This is a genomic window from Treponema sp. OMZ 790, from assembly GCF_024181285.1.
Lineage (GTDB): Bacteria > Spirochaetota > Spirochaetia > Treponematales > Treponemataceae > Treponema_B.
Window position 1 is genome coordinate 2538874 of record NZ_CP051201.1, and the last position, 16569, is coordinate 2555442.

General features: G+C 38.0%; 13 protein-coding genes. 5 read left to right on the plus strand and 8 right to left on the minus strand.

What is annotated here, in order from left to right; translation table 11 throughout:
• The first annotated feature begins 119 nt into the window (after positions 1-119).
• The 3 genes from nox (at position 120) to E4O01_RS12070 (ending at position 2279) form a co-directional block, all read left to right on the plus strand.
• Positions 120-1454, plus strand: coding sequence for a H2O-forming NADH oxidase (gene nox / locus E4O01_RS12060; protein ID WP_253692428.1), 1335 nt, complete (start codon positions 120-122; stop codon positions 1452-1454).
• A 321-nt stretch (positions 1455-1775) separates the two neighbouring features.
• On the plus strand, positions 1776-1964 hold the full coding sequence (locus E4O01_RS12065; protein WP_253695218.1) for a type II toxin-antitoxin system RelE/ParE family toxin: 189 nt from the start codon (positions 1776-1778) through the stop codon (positions 1962-1964).
• A gap of 9 nt (positions 1965-1973) precedes the next feature.
• The gene (locus E4O01_RS12070) at positions 1974-2279 is read left to right on the plus strand and encodes a helix-turn-helix domain-containing protein (RefSeq protein ID WP_253692429.1); all 306 of its coding nucleotides are present in this window, start codon (positions 1974-1976) and stop codon (positions 2277-2279) included.
• A gap of 66 nt (positions 2280-2345) precedes the next feature.
• Here the strand turns inward: E4O01_RS12070 and E4O01_RS12075 are convergent, their stop codons facing one another.
• Positions 2346-3065, minus strand: coding sequence for a DUF3298 and DUF4163 domain-containing protein (locus tag E4O01_RS12075; RefSeq protein WP_253692430.1), 720 nt, complete (start codon positions 3063-3065; stop codon positions 2346-2348).
• 138 nt (positions 3066-3203) lie between these two features.
• Here E4O01_RS12075 and E4O01_RS12080 point away from each other — a divergent pair, with 138 nt between their 5' ends.
• Positions 3204-4490, plus strand: coding sequence for a site-specific DNA-methyltransferase (locus E4O01_RS12080; protein WP_253692431.1), 1287 nt, complete (start codon positions 3204-3206; stop codon positions 4488-4490).
• On the opposite strand, the gene E4O01_RS12085 is transcribed toward E4O01_RS12080, so the two are convergent.
• On the minus strand, positions 4480-6450 hold the full coding sequence (locus tag E4O01_RS12085) for an alpha/beta hydrolase family protein (RefSeq protein WP_253692432.1): 1971 nt from the start codon (positions 6448-6450) through the stop codon (positions 4480-4482). The genes E4O01_RS12080 and E4O01_RS12085 overlap by 11 nt on opposite strands.
• 72 nt (positions 6451-6522) lie before the next feature.
• Positions 6523-8667, minus strand: coding sequence for a glycogen debranching protein GlgX (glgX, locus tag E4O01_RS12090; protein WP_253692433.1), 2145 nt, complete (start codon positions 8665-8667; stop codon positions 6523-6525).
• 63 nt (positions 8668-8730) lie between these two features.
• On the opposite strand from glgX, the gene E4O01_RS12095 reads away from it, so the two are divergent.
• A complete protein-coding gene (locus E4O01_RS12095) occupies positions 8731-10038 on the plus strand; it encodes a cyclic nucleotide-binding domain-containing protein (RefSeq protein WP_253692434.1) in 1308 nt (435 codons plus the stop codon).
• Positions 10039-10054: 16 nt separating this feature from the next.
• Here the strand turns inward: E4O01_RS12095 and E4O01_RS12100 are convergent, their stop codons facing one another.
• The 5 genes from E4O01_RS12100 to E4O01_RS12120 form a co-directional block, all read right to left on the minus strand.
• The gene (locus tag E4O01_RS12100) at positions 10055-11197 is read right to left on the minus strand and encodes a cysteine desulfurase family protein (RefSeq protein WP_253692435.1); all 1143 of its coding nucleotides are present in this window, start codon (positions 11195-11197) and stop codon (positions 10055-10057) included.
• Entirely contained in the window at positions 11194-12225 is a 1032-nt protein-coding gene (locus E4O01_RS12105) for a 3-dehydroquinate synthase (RefSeq protein WP_253692436.1), read from the minus strand. Before E4O01_RS12105 ends, E4O01_RS12100 begins: the two co-directional genes overlap by 4 nt.
• Before the next feature lie 15 nt (positions 12226-12240).
• Positions 12241-12963, minus strand: coding sequence for a 5'-methylthioadenosine/adenosylhomocysteine nucleosidase (locus tag E4O01_RS12110; RefSeq protein WP_253692437.1), 723 nt, complete (start codon positions 12961-12963; stop codon positions 12241-12243).
• Between the two features lie 68 nt (positions 12964-13031).
• Positions 13032-14651, minus strand: a complete 1620-nt coding sequence (locus E4O01_RS12115) for an ATP-binding protein (RefSeq protein WP_253692438.1) — start codon at positions 14649-14651, stop codon at positions 13032-13034.
• 131 nt (positions 14652-14782) lie between these two features.
• Positions 14783-16462 (minus strand): major outer sheath protein Msp, encoded by a 1680-nt coding sequence (locus tag E4O01_RS12120; protein WP_253692439.1) that lies wholly within the window; start codon positions 16460-16462, stop codon positions 14783-14785.
• Positions 16463-16569 lie beyond the last annotated feature (107 nt).

Below are 16569 nucleotides of genomic sequence, written 5' to 3' on the forward strand. Positions count from 1 at the left end.
TTTCGTATATATAATAACATAGATTACAGTTTTTTACAATACAATCTGCACACTATACTAAACAAGAATTTATGTGTAAAATATAAGGGCTGTTTTTTTAGGCAGTAAAGGAGCTAAATATGAGCAAAATTGTAGTGGTAGGTGCCAATCACGCCGGAACATCGGCCATTAATTTTTTAACGGATCTTTCAAAAGAAAATGAAGTAGTTGTTTTTGACAAAAACACCAATATCAGCTTTTTAGGCTGCGGAATGGCCCTTTGGATAGGAAATCAAATCAGGGGCTCCGAGGGCCTCTTTTATTCCAATAAGGAAAAACTGGAAGCAAAGGGGGCTAAGGTTACAATGGAAGCCGATATTACCCGAATCGACTTCGATAAAAAAATCGTATACGGAACAGTGAAGGGCTCACAGCCGATAGAAGAATCCTACGATAAATTAATCCTTGCAACAGGTTCAATTCCCATAATGCCTAAGATTAAGGGCATGGACTTGGAAAATGTTCAGCAGGTAAAGATTTTTCAAAACGCCCAAGAGGTTATCGACAAACTAAAAAATCCCGAAATCAAAAACATTGCCGTAGTGGGAGCAGGCTACATCGGTGTCGAACTTGCCGAAGCTTTCCAACGCCATCAAAAAAATGTAGTCCTCATCGATGCAATGCCTTCAAGTCTTTCAAACTATTACGATAAACCCTTTACCGATTTGATGGATAAAAATCTAAGCGATCACGGAATAAAACTTGCATATAACCAACTCGTTCAAGAGATTAAGGGAACAACAAAGGTAGAAGCCGTTGTTACCGACAAGGGAGAATATCCTGCCGATATGGTAGTGGTCTGCATCGGGTTTAGACCCAACACCGACCTCGGAAAGGATAAGATTGAAACCTTTAAAAACGGAGCTTATTCGGTCAACCTAAAACAAGAAACAAGCATAAAGGATGTTTACGCAATAGGAGACTGTGCAACCGTTTTCGATAATTCTTTAGGAGAAAAATCCTACATCGCCCTTGCAACAAATGCAGTAAGAAGCGGAATTGTGGCCGCCCATAACGCAGCCGGCGTTCCCTTAGAAAGCATCGGCGTTCAAGGTTCTAACGGCATCAATATCTATGACTTAAAGATGGTATCAAGCGGTGTTACTGTAGAGCGCGCAAAAAAACTCGGCCTTGACGTTGACTTTACCGACTTTGAAGACTTGCAGCGCCCCGAATTTATGGATCACAATAATCCTCCCGTAAAATTGAGAATCGTATACGACAAAAAAACAAGGGTTATAATCGGAGCTCAAATGGCTTCAACCTATGATATGTCTATGGGCATCCACATGTTCTCCCTTGCTATTCAGGAGAAGCTTACAATCGATAAGCTTAAACTCTTGGACATCTTCTTTTTGCCCCACTTCAATAAACCGTATAATTATATAACGATGGCTGCCTTGGGTGCAAAATAAGCTTTAACAATTTGTACGGCTTGCAATTTTAAACGAGCCGTACAAGAGTTAGAACGACGCGCTAACGCACGAAAAAAAGAAAAAATTAGTATATATTTATTTAATATATTAAAATATTTTTATTTATCCATTGACAAATATGCACTGTAATGCATATAATATAAATATGTGGAAAGTTAATGTAACAGAAGAATACGAAGAAAGGTATAAATCTTTGGACAAGGATAGTATGTCAGAGTTATACTATTTGACGGAGCTTTTGAGATTAAATGGTCCTGAATTAAGCGTCCATATGCGGATATTATCCATGGTTCAAAGAAGATAAAAAATTTAAAAGAATTAAGAGGCCGAACTTCTGAAACAGTTTTAAGAGTTTCTTTTTTCTTTGATAAGGAAAGAAAAGCAATTTTGCTTATAGGCGGGGATAAAAAAGGTGTAAATGAAAAGAAGTTTTATAAAAATTTAATAAAACGATCGGAAGAAATTGCTGAAAAATATGGATATATTTAGGAGGTTAATATGAAAGATGCGTTTGAAATGATGGAAAGATATATGAGTGAGGAAGAAATAAAGAAAGCCAAATTAAAAGCAGAAAGAGAAAATTTTTCAATCAAATTAGCTAGGATTAGAGAATTACAGGAACTGAAGCAAAACGAGATTGCAAATTTTAGTCAGTCATCTGTTTCAAGATTAGAAAAAAGAAAGGATATAAAGCTATCAACACTTATTGATTATATTGATAGTATTGGAATGGGGCTAGAAATAAAAATATATCCTAAATTAACTAATTCAAAAGTAAAAGAAGAAGTTTTATTAAGAACATAAGATATCCTAACACCTGCTTCAACCTGACAACAAGGACTTTAGCCCTGTTGTCAGGTTAAGCAAATTCTATCTAAAAAAATCTATCGGAATTGTAATTTCAGGCAAGCCTTCAGAATACGGAGCGACCTGATATTGCTCAAAAATAATTTTTATCTTTCCTTTTTCAATTTTAAAAATTTTGAAATTTTCAAGCTTGGGCTCTGTTCCTTCTTTTATCATTCCCTCATCGGAGGATAATTCGCCTTTCTTCACCTTTTCCATTAACTGCTTTCTTGCCTCATTTGAGAGCTTGACAAGCCAATTCTTTGAATTGGAACGTGCAACATCGGCCAAAGACACAAGCTTTTTTGTTTTTATATCGTAGTTTACGGGAACCAATTGCGTAAGGCCGTGGGCACCTCCCATGTATTCATAAACCGATAGAACAAAGCTTATATAATTTCCATCCCGTATGATATCATCATAGCCGATAACCAGTTCAAAATTTCGGGCAGTAGGCGACTTTGCCATATCATCGGGTGAAACGGAATAATAGTCATTCCAAAATGAGGTAATCTGACTTTTTACCGTTTTTGAAACAATAGCATTTAAAGCCGGAACATCTTCAAAAATAGGAAAATCTATTTTCAATTCGCAATGAACGGCTTCCTTTTCAACCGCAGCCATAGAATTACTTTCGGTAGCGCCTCCTACTGCATCATAATAATAAGTTTCCGCAGCACCTACGGCATTAAGCGAAAAAACAAAAAGAATAAGGCAAAACATAGCCATAATTTTTGATTTCATTATATTTCTCCATAATAAAAATATTTTGGAACATTGTATAATATACGGTAAAAATGTAAAGAGGGGCTTACCTTATTTTTAGAACATTATTGCATAAAAATTCTTTTTATTATATAGTTATTTATGAGTGTGCCAGATATGAAACTTTTTACATGGGAAGAAAAAGATGAGACCGCACAAAGATTGAAAAATCTATTAAAAAATCAAAATAAATTTTCTTTTACCGAAAACAAGATAAAAAGTTTTAATGCAGACATTGCAAAAAATTTATATATAGAATCGGATAACCTCTATGCCCTCCTTTTTTTACAAAAAGATTATAAAGAAAAAATAAAAATAATATACATTGACCCTCCGTATAATACAGGTAAAAAATTTACTTATGCCGATAATTTTCAAAGCAAGGCCGAATGGATGAATTATCTTTATATAAGATTGAGCCTCGCAAAAACCTTATTAAGTAATGACGGACTTATTTTTATAAGCATTGACGATAAGGCCTATCCTTATTTAAGAATCATCCTTGATGAAATTTTCGGTATGGAAAATTTTATTTCTACCCTCGTCTGGAATAATTCTACCGGCGGAGGCTTGCGGAAAAAACATATCAACACATCGCATGAGTACATCGTCTTATATGCCAAGGATAAAACTAAGGTAAAGCCCATGACAGCCCCGATGCCTGAAAAGGCAAAAAAAATGTATAAATACAAGGATGATGACGGACGATTTTTTAGGTACCAGCAATTTGCGTGGAAAAATAAAACGCAAGCCAAAAACCAAAGATATCCTATAAAAACTCCTGACGGAAATTTTATAATCCCAAAAGATGGTTATATTTACCGCTTTGTCGAAAAAACTTTTTTAAACCTTTTAGAAAAAAATTTAATAGTATTTAAAAAAACGGACAAATCCGTTTTTAAAGAGATAAACGGCAATCCTACCCGGTGGACGGTTTGGGTAAAAACCTATCTTAAAAAAGAAGAAAAAACCGTTCCTAAATCGCTCCTCCCAACGGAGTATGTTAAAACAAATATACAAAGTGCTTATGAACAAAAAGTTTTATTTGGAGCAAAGGTTTTCGATTATGCAAAGCCTGTAACTCTTTTAAAATATCTTTTTAAACTGGTTCCCGATTCTGAGGATGCAATTATCTTAGATTTTTTTTCGGGCTCGGCAGCAACAGCCCAAGCTGTAATGGAACTAAACGCAGAGTTTAACGAAACCCGAAAATTTATTTTGGTACAAAGGGACGAGCCCTGCCCTGAGGACTCCCCTGCCCTCAAAGCCGGTTTTAAAACGATAGCCGAGCTGGGCAGGGAAAGAATTATAAGAGCCTCCGCCCTAATCCAAAAACGGTTCCCGGAAAAAACTTTCGGGTTCAAGTATTTGGAATTAAGCGGAGAGAATGGCCCTACTTTTTAAGATGTTTTTCAAACCAGTTGAAGATCTCGGTTAAACGGCGGATTCGGTGCTTGGGCTTTCCTGTTCGGGAGAGGTCATGATTTTCCCCGTGGAACAAAACAAGCTTAGCTTCGCAGCCGTGATATTTGAGGGCCGTAAACATTTGGAAGGCGCAGGCCTCAAAACAGCGGTAGTCCTCATCCGATTGAATAAAAAGAGTCGGAGTCTTGCACTTATCGGCATACTTGAGGGGACTGTGATCCCACATTTTTTCTACCCCCTTCCAAGGCGTAACATCTCCGTTTTGATCCGAGTTAAAATAATAACCGATATCGGTTATTCCGAATTTGGAAATCCAGTTAGAAATAGAACGCTGGGAGCAGGCTGCAGCAAAGCGGTTTGTGTGGCCGATAATCCAGTTAGTCATAAAGCCGCCGTAGGAGCCGCCCATAACGCCTACCCTATCCTTGTCGATGTCCTTGTATTTTTTTAGAACTTCATCGGTTAATTTCATTAAGTCGGAGTAATCGATTGTACCGTACTTGCCCCGAATGTCGGCAAAGCCCCGGCCCATTCCGTCGGCACCGCGAGGGTTTGTATAAAACACAAAGTAGCCTGATTGGGCTAAAAACTGCATCTCGTGATAAAAGATTGAACCGTAAACAGTCTTAGGCCCACCGTGGATGGTCAAAATACCGGGATATTTTTTTCCGGCCTTGTAGTTTAAGGGTTTTAAAACAAAGCCGTGGAGTTTAACGCCGTCATTTGTAAACTCGAATTCTTCGGGAACAATCTTTTGAAGTTTTGAAGCGTAAGCATTGTGCTTTGTAAGACAGTTTTCTTTTTCGCCGTCAAAAAGATAAACTTCCTGCAATTCCTGCTTTCTAAACCCGATAAAAAGAATTTTTTCTTCATTAACGGCAAAGCAATCTACCGAGCCCTTTTCTGTAATAACTTGTTTTAATTCTCCTTTTTCGTCAATGACATTTACAAAAGAAGAATCATCCTCGGTTGTAATAAAATAATATTTTCCGTCCTTGACATGGGAGTTAGCTCCGCCCCCGTACCTTGAATCTGAACCTACGGAATTCCATAAGCTCTTGTCGTAATTCTTGGGCGAAATCATCTTGGCTCCGGTTCCGGTTTTGGGGATAAGATAAATATCGGCATCTTGATTTACGCCGTATTTTTTGCCGTCGGCACCCGTATAAAGAATTTTATCTGCGAAGAATTTGGCATCGGCATACATAAAATCTTGACCGGCATTTAAGAGCTTTGCTTTTTTGGTTTTTAAGGGCATGAGCATGAGCTCGTTATAGATGGGCATCTTATCTGTATAAGTAGACTTTGTAAATAAAATCTCTTGGGTCTTTTTATTGAAGTCAAAGCCGTCAACCTGAGTAAACTCATCTGTGAGGGCCGTACCCTTCATGTTTGAAAGATTGTAAACAAAGAGCCTGTTCCTCTTGCGTGAGGTAAAACCGCCTCCGTTGCTCCAAAAAGGAATCTCTTCAAAGGTCTCATAATCAGCCTCGTCTTTTTTTGCTTCTTCGGCCTTTTCTTTAGGCAGCTTTTTAAACGGGTCATCCTTCCATGAGTGTAAAACGACAGCCGTCTTTTTATCGGCAAATTCCATTTTTAAAACGGGATGGGGAAAGGTGTAGGCAAGCAAGGCTTCACCGCCCGACACTGGAATAGAATAAACAAAGGTTTTCTCTTTTTCTTCCTTTTCCTTTTTTGTTCTTCTTGCAGAAAAAAGAAGCCTGTCTCCGTCAAAGCCGTAAAAAGAATTTACGTCCTCGCCCGTCAACTGTTTGGTCTTTTTTGTTTCCATGTCCAAAAGAAAAAGGGCCTTGTTATAATCGTTTTCGGTCAAGTCGGCATGGGCACACACATAGGCCGCATATTTTCCGTCTTCCGAAAATTTAACATTGCTTAAAAAAGCGTAATTTTTAAAATCGTCCAACTTTATTGTTTTCATCAAAGTTCTCCTTTAAAATTTTTGTTAAATAACTATAACACTATTAAGAAGTTTGAACAAGGGGAGACATCCTTATTTTGAAATTAAAACTACAACCGTACGGGCCAGTACAACATACACTTGCTGGTTCATAATTTGCTCGGCAGCTTCTTCATCCAAAAAATCTTTGCCGCTTGTGTACGAGGTGTCTATCAGGCGGTGCCAAATTTTTCCGCCTGAAGAAGGAGGAGGAAGTCTTACCGTCATATCGTTATTGTAACTATTGGCCATAACATAAAAATCGTTGTCGTCTTCATCACTTTCCAAATTGATTTTATTTCCGTCTATTAAAAAGGCTAAAAAATTAGAAGGCTTGGTCCAGTCCGGAGTTTTAGCCTGATAATCAAACCATGTAATATCATTCGGGGTTCCGTTATTTTTAGGCACACCTGTAAAAAAATGTTTTCTTAAAAAAGAAAAATGTCTTTTTCTCAAGTTTACAAGTTTTTTTGTGAATTCAAAAAAGTCCTTATTTTCTTCAACAAGTTCCCAATCAAACCAAGACATTTCATTGTCCTGGCAATAGGTATTGTTGTTACCGTTTTGTGTACGGAATACCTCATCTCCCATGTTAATCATAGGTGTGCCCGCCGAAAGAATAAGGGTTGTCAAAATATTTTTTGCAGACCTCATCCTCATAAGCTCAACCTCGTTAGAAGCCCGTCCCTCTATTCCGTGATTATAGCTTAAATTTTCATTTGAACCGTCACGGTTATTTTCTCCGTTTTCTTCATTATGTTTTTCGGAGTAGCTTAATAAGTCCCAGAGGGTAAAGCCGTCATGGCAGCAAACAAAATTTATTGACTGATAAGGCCGTCTTCCGCTCTGAAAATATAAATCCGATGAACCGGTTACCCTGCTTGCTAAGTGCTTTATGTCGGGATTCGGCTGAAGCCAAAACTGCCTGACCGAATTCCTAAATAAATCGTTCCACTCTGCCCAGCGTCCCGGGAATTTTCCAACCATGTAGGCGCCGGCGGCATCCCAAGCTTCAGCTATAATCTTTGTAGAATGAAGCGCAGGATCATCCGCTATAGCCTGTATCATAAAAGAATTGAAATCTATATTTCCGGTTTTATTTCGTGCCAAAACAGGAGCCAAATCAAAACGGAATCCGTCCACATGCATTTCGGTTACCCAATAACGTAAGCAATCCAGAATAAATTTTATGACCGGAGTTTCCGATGCCTTTATACTATTACCGCAGCCTGAAAAGTTTTTATAATAAAGCTTATTATCTTCAAGATGATAGTAAATGGAATTATCAAATCCTTTAAAAGAAAAAACGGGTCCGTTTTCGTTTCCCTCTGCGGTATGATTAAACACCACATCCAATATTATTTCGATACCTGCCTTATGAAACTCCCTCACCATGAATTTAAACTCGTTTACGGCATTGCCAGGATCTTCGGCATAGAGGGCCTTAGGGGCAAAAAAAGCAATGGTACTGTAACCCCAATAATTTTTTAACCTGAGGCCTGTTTTCGGGTTCACGTTCATATTTTCGTTTTCATCAAATTCAAAAACCGGCAGGAGCTCAAGAGAGGTAATTCCCAAATCCTTTAAATACGGAATCAGCTCCACGAGCCCCGAATATTTACCGCGCTTTGTAGGGCTTATCTTATCATTCAAAAAAGAAAAACCTTTTACATGAGCTTCATATATTACACATTTTTGAAGCGGAATGTTTAAGGGCCTATCCCCCTGCCAATCGAATTCCCTTTCATCTACAACAACACATTTAGGAAAGCCTTTTGCCGTCGGCTTATGTTGATTTTTACCGCCTGCAGCCTTACCGCTTATTTGATTAAAAGTCTGCTCCGAATTGAATATGGAATGAGCACTTATAAGCCGCGCATAAGGATCGAGCAAGTAATTATTTGTATCGAATAAATGGCCGGCTGAGGGTAAAAAATCCCCGTCTGCCGTATACAGATAAAAGGCCCAATTTTTCAGCCCGGCAACAAAAACATGCCAAATATCCCCTGTCCTATTTATTTGAGGATCAAGCCTATAGGAAATTGCAGGTTCGGAATCTTCCAATGTTTCAAATAAATGAAGAACTATTTCTTTTGCATTTCCGGAAAAAATACTAAAATTTACACCATCGGGGTTCAGCTGTGCCCCAAGAGGAGTTGTTCTTCCTTGAAAAAAAGATAAATCGTTCATATTCATCATTAAAGTATAGTATGTATTTCAAATTTATGCTATAATATAAGATATATTTTAAAGGAAATAATGATGAAAAAGGTACCTATAATAAGCACAATAAAAACTACAGTAAACGGCTTAAAAGATGCTGCAGCAAATATTGAAAACGTAGACATTGCAGTTCTTGACAAGTATGAAAACATTGTTTCATTCTTTAAATATGAAATGCCTGAAATTAAAATTATTGATTTCGCGGATCCCAATATCGACGCCGAATCTTGTGTCAGAATTATAAAAGAAGACCCATGGCTTTTGTTCGGAGGAATCATTGCAATTACCGAAACTCGCCATGAAAAAGCAAAACTTGAACAAATAAAAGAACCTAACTTTTTGTTTGTCTGTACAAGAAAAGATTTTGAAAAAAACACACAACAAATTATAAAGATTTTAAACCAACATCAACATTTTCTTTTTAATCGAGGAATGCATCAAAGACCTGATGAAAAAGAAACAGGGCACTTTGTAAGTGATACCGATCCGTTCGAAATAGTTTTTTATGCTAACCTAATCGGAACTTATCTTTACAACACCGACAGAGTTAATGAAGAGGAAAGATCTTCACTTCAAACGGCAATGATGGAGTTTTTACTTAATGCAGTAGAACACGGAAACTGCAACATCTCTTATGAAGAAAAAAACAAATGGCTGCGAAGCGGAAAAAACATGCTTGATTTAATTGCTGAAAAACAAAAACAGCCCGAAATCAAAAAGAAAAAAGTTTATATCACATATTCTGTACTGCCCGAAAAAACAAAGATAACCATTAAGGATGAAGGAAACGGCTTCGATTGGAAAAGTCATCTTGAAGCAGATTTTGAAGCCGGCCTGCACGGTATGGGCATCAAGCTTTCGCAGACTCTCGTAAAAAATATCAGATACAATAATATCGGAAATGAAGTTTCATTTGAAGTACCCAATCAAAGAAATATAGCCAACCTTACGCCGGCTATTTTAAAATCGCAGCAGCTTTTAACCTTTAAACATATGCAAATTGTCTGCCGCGAAAACGAAGATTCAAGCGATCTTTTTTACATAAGCTCGGGCCGGTATGCTGTATATGTAAACAATAAACTAATGTCTGTTCTGACTCCCGCAGATATTTTTATAGGCGAAATGGCTTTCTTGATGAATGACAGAAGATCCGCTACGGTCGTATCAATTGGAGAAGGATCTCTCATTAAAATTCCTAAGATGAATTTTATGAAATTGATCGAGAAATATCCTCATTACGGAATCTTCTTGTCCCGGCTTTTAGCAAACCGTCTGGCACGTCAATCAAAAATTACGGCAAAGCTAAAAGAAGAACAAGAAAACTTGGGCAAATCAGAAACCGATTAATGAATACAAAAATTAATTAGCGGAATTCGTTTAAAATTTCTTTTAAACTTTTAACAAAGATTTCAAGTTCTTCCTTTTGTGTTGCAGGGCCTATCGAAACTCTGACTGAATTTAACTGCATTTTAGGTTCCACTTTCATCGCTTCCAAAACCGGGCGAGTCTGTTTTTTTGAAGAGCAGGCAGAACCTGTCGAAATGCAAATTCCTTTTTCGGACAAACAACGCACAAGCACTTCACCCGTCAATTCTTTAACCGCAAACTGTAAAATCCACAGCGAAAACTTATCTTTTTGCTGAGGACGAACTTCCGGAATAAAACTTAAACCCTCAATGCCGGCCAGTTCTTCAATTAAAAAATCCATTAATTCTTTTGCATGAAAAAGATAATCACCTAAGTTTTCATGATATTTTTTAAGACAGCCGGAAAGGGCTAAAATACCTGCAAGGTTTTCAGTTCCGGGTCTAATACCTCCTTCTTGCCCGCCCCCGCGGATAAAGGCTTCAATATTTTTTGCAAGATACAAAAAACCGATTCCTCTGGGCGCGCCTATTTTATGCCCGCTAAACGATGCGGAATGAACGGGCAGTTTTGAAAGCTCAAACGGAATCTTACCTATAGCCTGCACCGCATCGGTATGAAAGTGAATTTTTCTTTTTCCCTTAGAATACTCTTCAAGGGCCTTGCCTATTTCGGATATGGGTTGGATTGCTCCGGTTTCATTGTTTACGGCCATAACCGAAACAAAGGCCGTCTCTGAATCTATGGTTTTTAAAACCGCATCGGCACTTATAAAACCGTTTTTATCGGCCGGAATTTGCAAAATCTTATAACCTCTGGCCTTCATTACATGAGCCTGCTCCCGGACTGCAGAATGCTCTATATTGCTTACCGCAATCGAACATGCAGAAGGTAAAGATAAAAGAGAAAGCATCGGAATGTTATCGCCTTCGGTTCCTCCGGACGTAAAAATTATATGCTGAGAAGATATGTTTAAAATCTCTGCAAGTTCTGCACGGGCTTCCTCAAGAATTTTTCGAGCTTCTTTACCCATAAAATGTTTTGCAGAAGGGTTTGCAAAGTATTCAAAAGATTTTTTTAAGGCCTCAGTAATTATGACCTCTTGAGGGAGAGCTGTCGCGGCCCAATCCAAATAAATCATAACACCTCCCTGATATCTTTTTCGGAAACTTCGTAAGCAAAGGTTTCGCAAATATTTTTTTGTAAAATTAAGCGGATTTTACCGTTTATGTTTTTTTTATCTTTTTTCATTGCTTCAATTATTGAATCTGCATCAGGCAAAACCGATTGATTCATTCGGCTGTAAGACCTTATAAGAGAACAAACTTCGTCTGCATAAGCCGGATCAGTCAAGCCCAATCGCCGGCCTATAAGCATTGCCTTTGAAATGCCCCAAGCAACAGCTTCCCCATGCGAAATTTTTGAAAAGTTTAAAACCGATTCCAAAGCATGCCCAAAACTGTGGCCTAGGTTTAAAAAAGCTCTTTCATTTTTTTCGTCAAAGTCGCGGCTGACAACCATGGCCTTAGCTTCGATGGCTTTTTTTACAAGCTCTAAACAAAGAGCATCATCTCTTTTTAATATTTTTTCTTTTTGCAAAGCGAAAGCTCGATAAATATCTTTAGAATACAAAAGCCCCATTTTAAATATTTCGGCCAAACCTGAAAGATATTCTTTTTTGCTCAAGGTTTTTAAAACCCCGGTACTTATGTAAATTTCATCAGCTTTAAAAAAAGTCCCGACCATGTTTTTATAGCCGTCAAAGTTTATTGCGGTCTTTCCCCCTATTGCGGCATCCGACATAGCCAAAAGGCTGGTCGGAACGAGAGTACATTTTGCGCCTCTCATATAAACTGAAGCCGCAAAGGCAGCCAAATCGCAGACGAGTCCGCCGCCGACACCGATAAAAACCGAATTTCGGCTTAAGCCCGCATCAAGGGCTGTTTTCAATATGAGAAGAAGCGAAGTGAAATTCTTATTTTCTTCTCCGGCTTCAATAATAACCAAGGGTAAATCGGAGCGGAAATTCTTTGCGCTCTTTGCAATAGGAGCAGTATTGGAATCGGCAATATACATTCCGCCATGCGAATCTACACACGGCAAAAATAGAGCATCACAATAAAAAACTTCGGTTTTTCCTTGAACTGTTGTAAAACTAAAACTATCCATAATTATCAAAATACTTTACAGCATTTTCAGCATTTGCAATACCAAAAGTGAAGAATCCTTTGCTGCCTGTGCCGAAAAAACATCATAAGAAATTTTAGCCGCATCATCTTTTCCGGCTGTATCGGAAATGCTTCTCAAAATTAAAAACGGAATTTTATTTATTTTACAAACTTGGGCTGCGGCGGCTCCTTCCATTTCAACACAGGCAGGGTTAAATTCTTTGATAATCTTTGCCCTGATTTTTTCATCGGAAACAAAAACATCCCCCGAAGCGATGCGGCCTTCAATAAGTTTTAAGTTTTTTATGTGCTCGTCATCATGTTCTTTTTGCATGGCCTTAAATGCCTTTACGGCAAGATTTTTAAGCTTTTTATCGGCAGGCCAAAAAGGAGATTTTGTCATAGGAACCTGCCCGAGCGGATAGCCGAAAGCAACAGCATCCACGTCATGCTGAACAGCCTCTGACGATACAACAATATCAAAAACGTTTAAATCGGTTAAAAGACCGCCGGCCGCTCCGGTGTTTATTACGGCATCAACCTTAAACTCCGAAATAAGAATCTGACAGCAAAGAGCGGCATTAACCTTGCCTATTCCGCTGCAAACAAGAACAACATCTTTTTCCATAATCTTGCCTGTAAAAAAACTAAGACCGGCAATTTTACGGATTTCTCCTACTAAATGCTTTTTTAAAAGTTTAACTTCCTGTTCTTCCGCTCCAAAAATTCCTATTTTCATGTACTTACCTCTTTTAAATTCAAAATAGAAAAACCATTGTAACAAAGGTTTTGTAGTTTTTCAATGGCTTATAATTCTTCCGTTTTCCATTCGCCGATAGTTCTTTCTTCTTCATCAAAACTTGAACCTATCAGGATTATTTTTTTGCGGGCAGCTGTAAATTGATCGGCATAGCCTTTTTCTTTTATCTGCGCTATTGCATCTTCCGCCGTACCCGCACTCATCAGTTTAAACTCAAAGATATAGATTGAATCCTTTGTATGCACTATACAATCAACTCGGCCCTTTGCACAGTGTATCTCTGTTTCTACAAATTGCCCCATGAGTTTAAAGATTAAGTAGACAGCCGTCTGGTAGTTTTGTTCTCTTAATTTTAGCTTGTCTTTAGGCAAATTATCGTAAGGAACGCCCGATATTATCGCCTGAATTCTTTCCATAAAGCTGTCTACATTCCCCGCTTTTACATCCTCTACAAATTCCCATACCGACACACCTGTTTCGTCAAGCCCAAGAGAGCAGTATGCAGGTAAAAGATTTTTTAAAAAGCCGTAACGCACCTCATCATTGGGAAAGCCTAAACGGTATATATTCGCATCTTCGATATATTCTTTTATCGTTAAATATCCAGATTGAAAAAGTATGGGCAGGGGATTTTTTGCATCTGCCCTATATAGCTCTATACCGGACTCATCAAGCTCAACATTCCCGTCCAAAGCGGGCACATTGTAATAAGCATCTTTTAGGTAATTCACCAAAAATGTAGGAGTGCCGGTTGCAAACCAATAGTTTTTTAATTCGCCTGAATTAAGAGTGTTTAGTATGCTGAAAGGATTATAAACCGATTCTCCTAAAACACTGAACTTATAACCGTCATAACGCTTTTTTAATTCTTCAAGCATTTTATCATAAGAGTTTTTGGTGTTATTCGCCAATCGCTCTATTTCGGGTTTAAAAGTATTCTCTATTTCGCTTTGAGTTAATCCGCATATTTCCGCATAATTATTCAGCATACTTATATCCTGTAAATTGTTTAAATCGCTGAAGATGCTCACCTTACTGAACTTTGTTACACCCGTCAAAAAAGCAAAGCGGATATATTGGTCGCAGGTTTTTATTACCGAATAAAAGGCTTTGAGGGTGTTGCGGTACTCTTCGTTCAAGGCTTCGTTTAATCCCATAGTTTGTAATAGAGGCTTGTCGTACTCGTCTACCAAGATAACTGCTTGACGGCCGGTCTTTTCATAAGCCCGCTTTATTATACCTGCAAAGCGTTGCGCAGGTTCTTCTTCTTGTTTATGTGCTCCATATATTTCTTCAAACTGACTTAAAACAAGATTGAGATGACTGTTTAAAGACCGGGGATCCTCGTACTTACCAATGTTAAAATCCATATAAAGAACCGGATACTCAATCCAAGCCTCTGTTTTTTCGATTTCAGCCCTCTTTTCTTCGGCTTTTTCGAGGTATAAACCCTTAAACATCTCTTTTTGTCCTAAAAAGTAAGACCGTAATGTAGAAAGAAAGAGGCTTTTACCGAAACGGCGCGGACGGCTTAAAAAGTATACCCGGTTTGAATGCGCAAGTTTGAATAAAAAGTGAGTTTTATCGACATAGAGAAATTTATCGTTACGCATTACCTCAAAACTCTGAACCCCTATCGGTATCTTTCGTGAAAAATCAAATTCCATTTTTAACACCTCTCGATAATGATTATACCATAAAAAGATGGGATTATTCAATGTTACATTATAGAACAATAAAAAACCCCGCTCAAATTGAGCGGGGCAATAATTACATCAGGTAAATACCTTATGTAAGATTAGTATTTAACTTTAACACCGAGCACAAATTTTCCATTGTGGTTTCGATAGTTTGCAGGAGCTTTAATCATACCGGGGCCTTCATATTTATTATCTTCTGTCTCACCATGAGACCATTTGGCATCAATTTCAACTTTTTCCATCGGAGAGAAAGTCATACCTGCTTCATAAGCAACACCGAAATAATGTTTGTTCGATGTAGTTCCATCAGCGCGGCTTGTGTGGTTGGATTCTGCCCAAACTGTTGTATAGGGCTTAATCCACATTGAATCGGTAAGGGCATACTTGTAGCTGACCCAAGATGTAATACCCATAGGCATAATCTTCAAATTATCTTTATCGGCTTTGCTGATAGCTGTCAACATATGGTTAAGTCTGAAATCGACACCGAATGCCAAACCTTCAACAAAGTTTGTATCGCCTGAGTCTTCAGAGTTAAATGCGAGCATCGCAGCCATATCACCTATATCTTTACCGTCCTTGTCTTTTCCTGCATAGTTAGACAATTCGTTACCATAGTAAAGTCCCATTTTTACCCACTTATATGAAGCGTCAAACACAAGGTCAAATGCAACCTTTGAATCTTTACCTACATTCATAAAGGCATCCATACCAAAGTTTAAAGCAAGACCGTCAACAGGTTTTGATCCGAGTTTGAAACCCATACCTATATAAGGCTTCTCCATATTTGATACCGACTTGGCTCCTTTTTTATAGGAATCCACACCGGCTTCACCAAATGATTCTATAGGATCAAATGTAGCATTTATACCGAAATCAAAAGTTACCCATTTATCGAAACCTAAGCTTAAATCAAAACCGAAAGCATATTTATTTGCTGCAGGACCTGTAGCAGCAGATTTAGACTTTGCTAAATATTTTCCGGCTTCACCCGCAGCTACTGTGGGAAGACTCGTTACAGGATCTGCCACACCTGTGAAAACAGTAGCAGTAGAACTAAATATAGGCTTACCTTCTTCATTTAAACCATTTTGCTTAAAATATTCTGTACCTGGAGTTTGCTTGTCACCGTCTTTTAGATCTACAACCTTAAATTCATCTTTGGCAGCTTTTCCTTCCGCATTCCATGCACCATTTGAACCAAATTTTAAACCGGTATCAAGTTTAAGTCCCGTTCCTGCAAGATCATCGCTTGCATAACCGAGTTTTGTACCAAAACCGGTAATATCACCAGATGTTTGCGGTCGATTTATTCCACGTCCATCATCTGTGATTGGAGTCCAAATTTTTGCAAAGTTTGTAGAAAAATCTGGGCGACCATAAACATTCATATAACCGCCAAAAAAGTGAATAGAAGCTGACATACCGCTTAAAGTTTTTCTCCAAAGAGCAAGTTCCATGTCTGACTTATGAGGTAAATGAGGTGAATCACTGTTAGATTTCTCATCATAAAATCTATAAGCCAAATTTACTCCAAGGTCAAAGTTCATGTGAACATCGCCTTCGGTTTTTGAGTTTAGTTTACCCATATAGAGGGGGACAACAACCTTAGCAAGAAAGTAATTTTCAAAACCATGTTGAGGTTTCGCATCTTTTCCTGCGCCGAGATCAATACCCCATTTTACTGCAGCACTTGCTGTAACTTCAGGCGTAAGTTGAGCAAAGGCGACTCCGCCCACAAGAGCCAAAATCATCAAAATTGACAGAATTTTTTTCATAAAAAATTCCTCCTTGTTATTTATTTAATGCGATTATAACACACGCAATTTCAGTTGTCAAGCAAAAACAAAAAAAAGTTACACAAAATACAAATTTTTTTATAAAT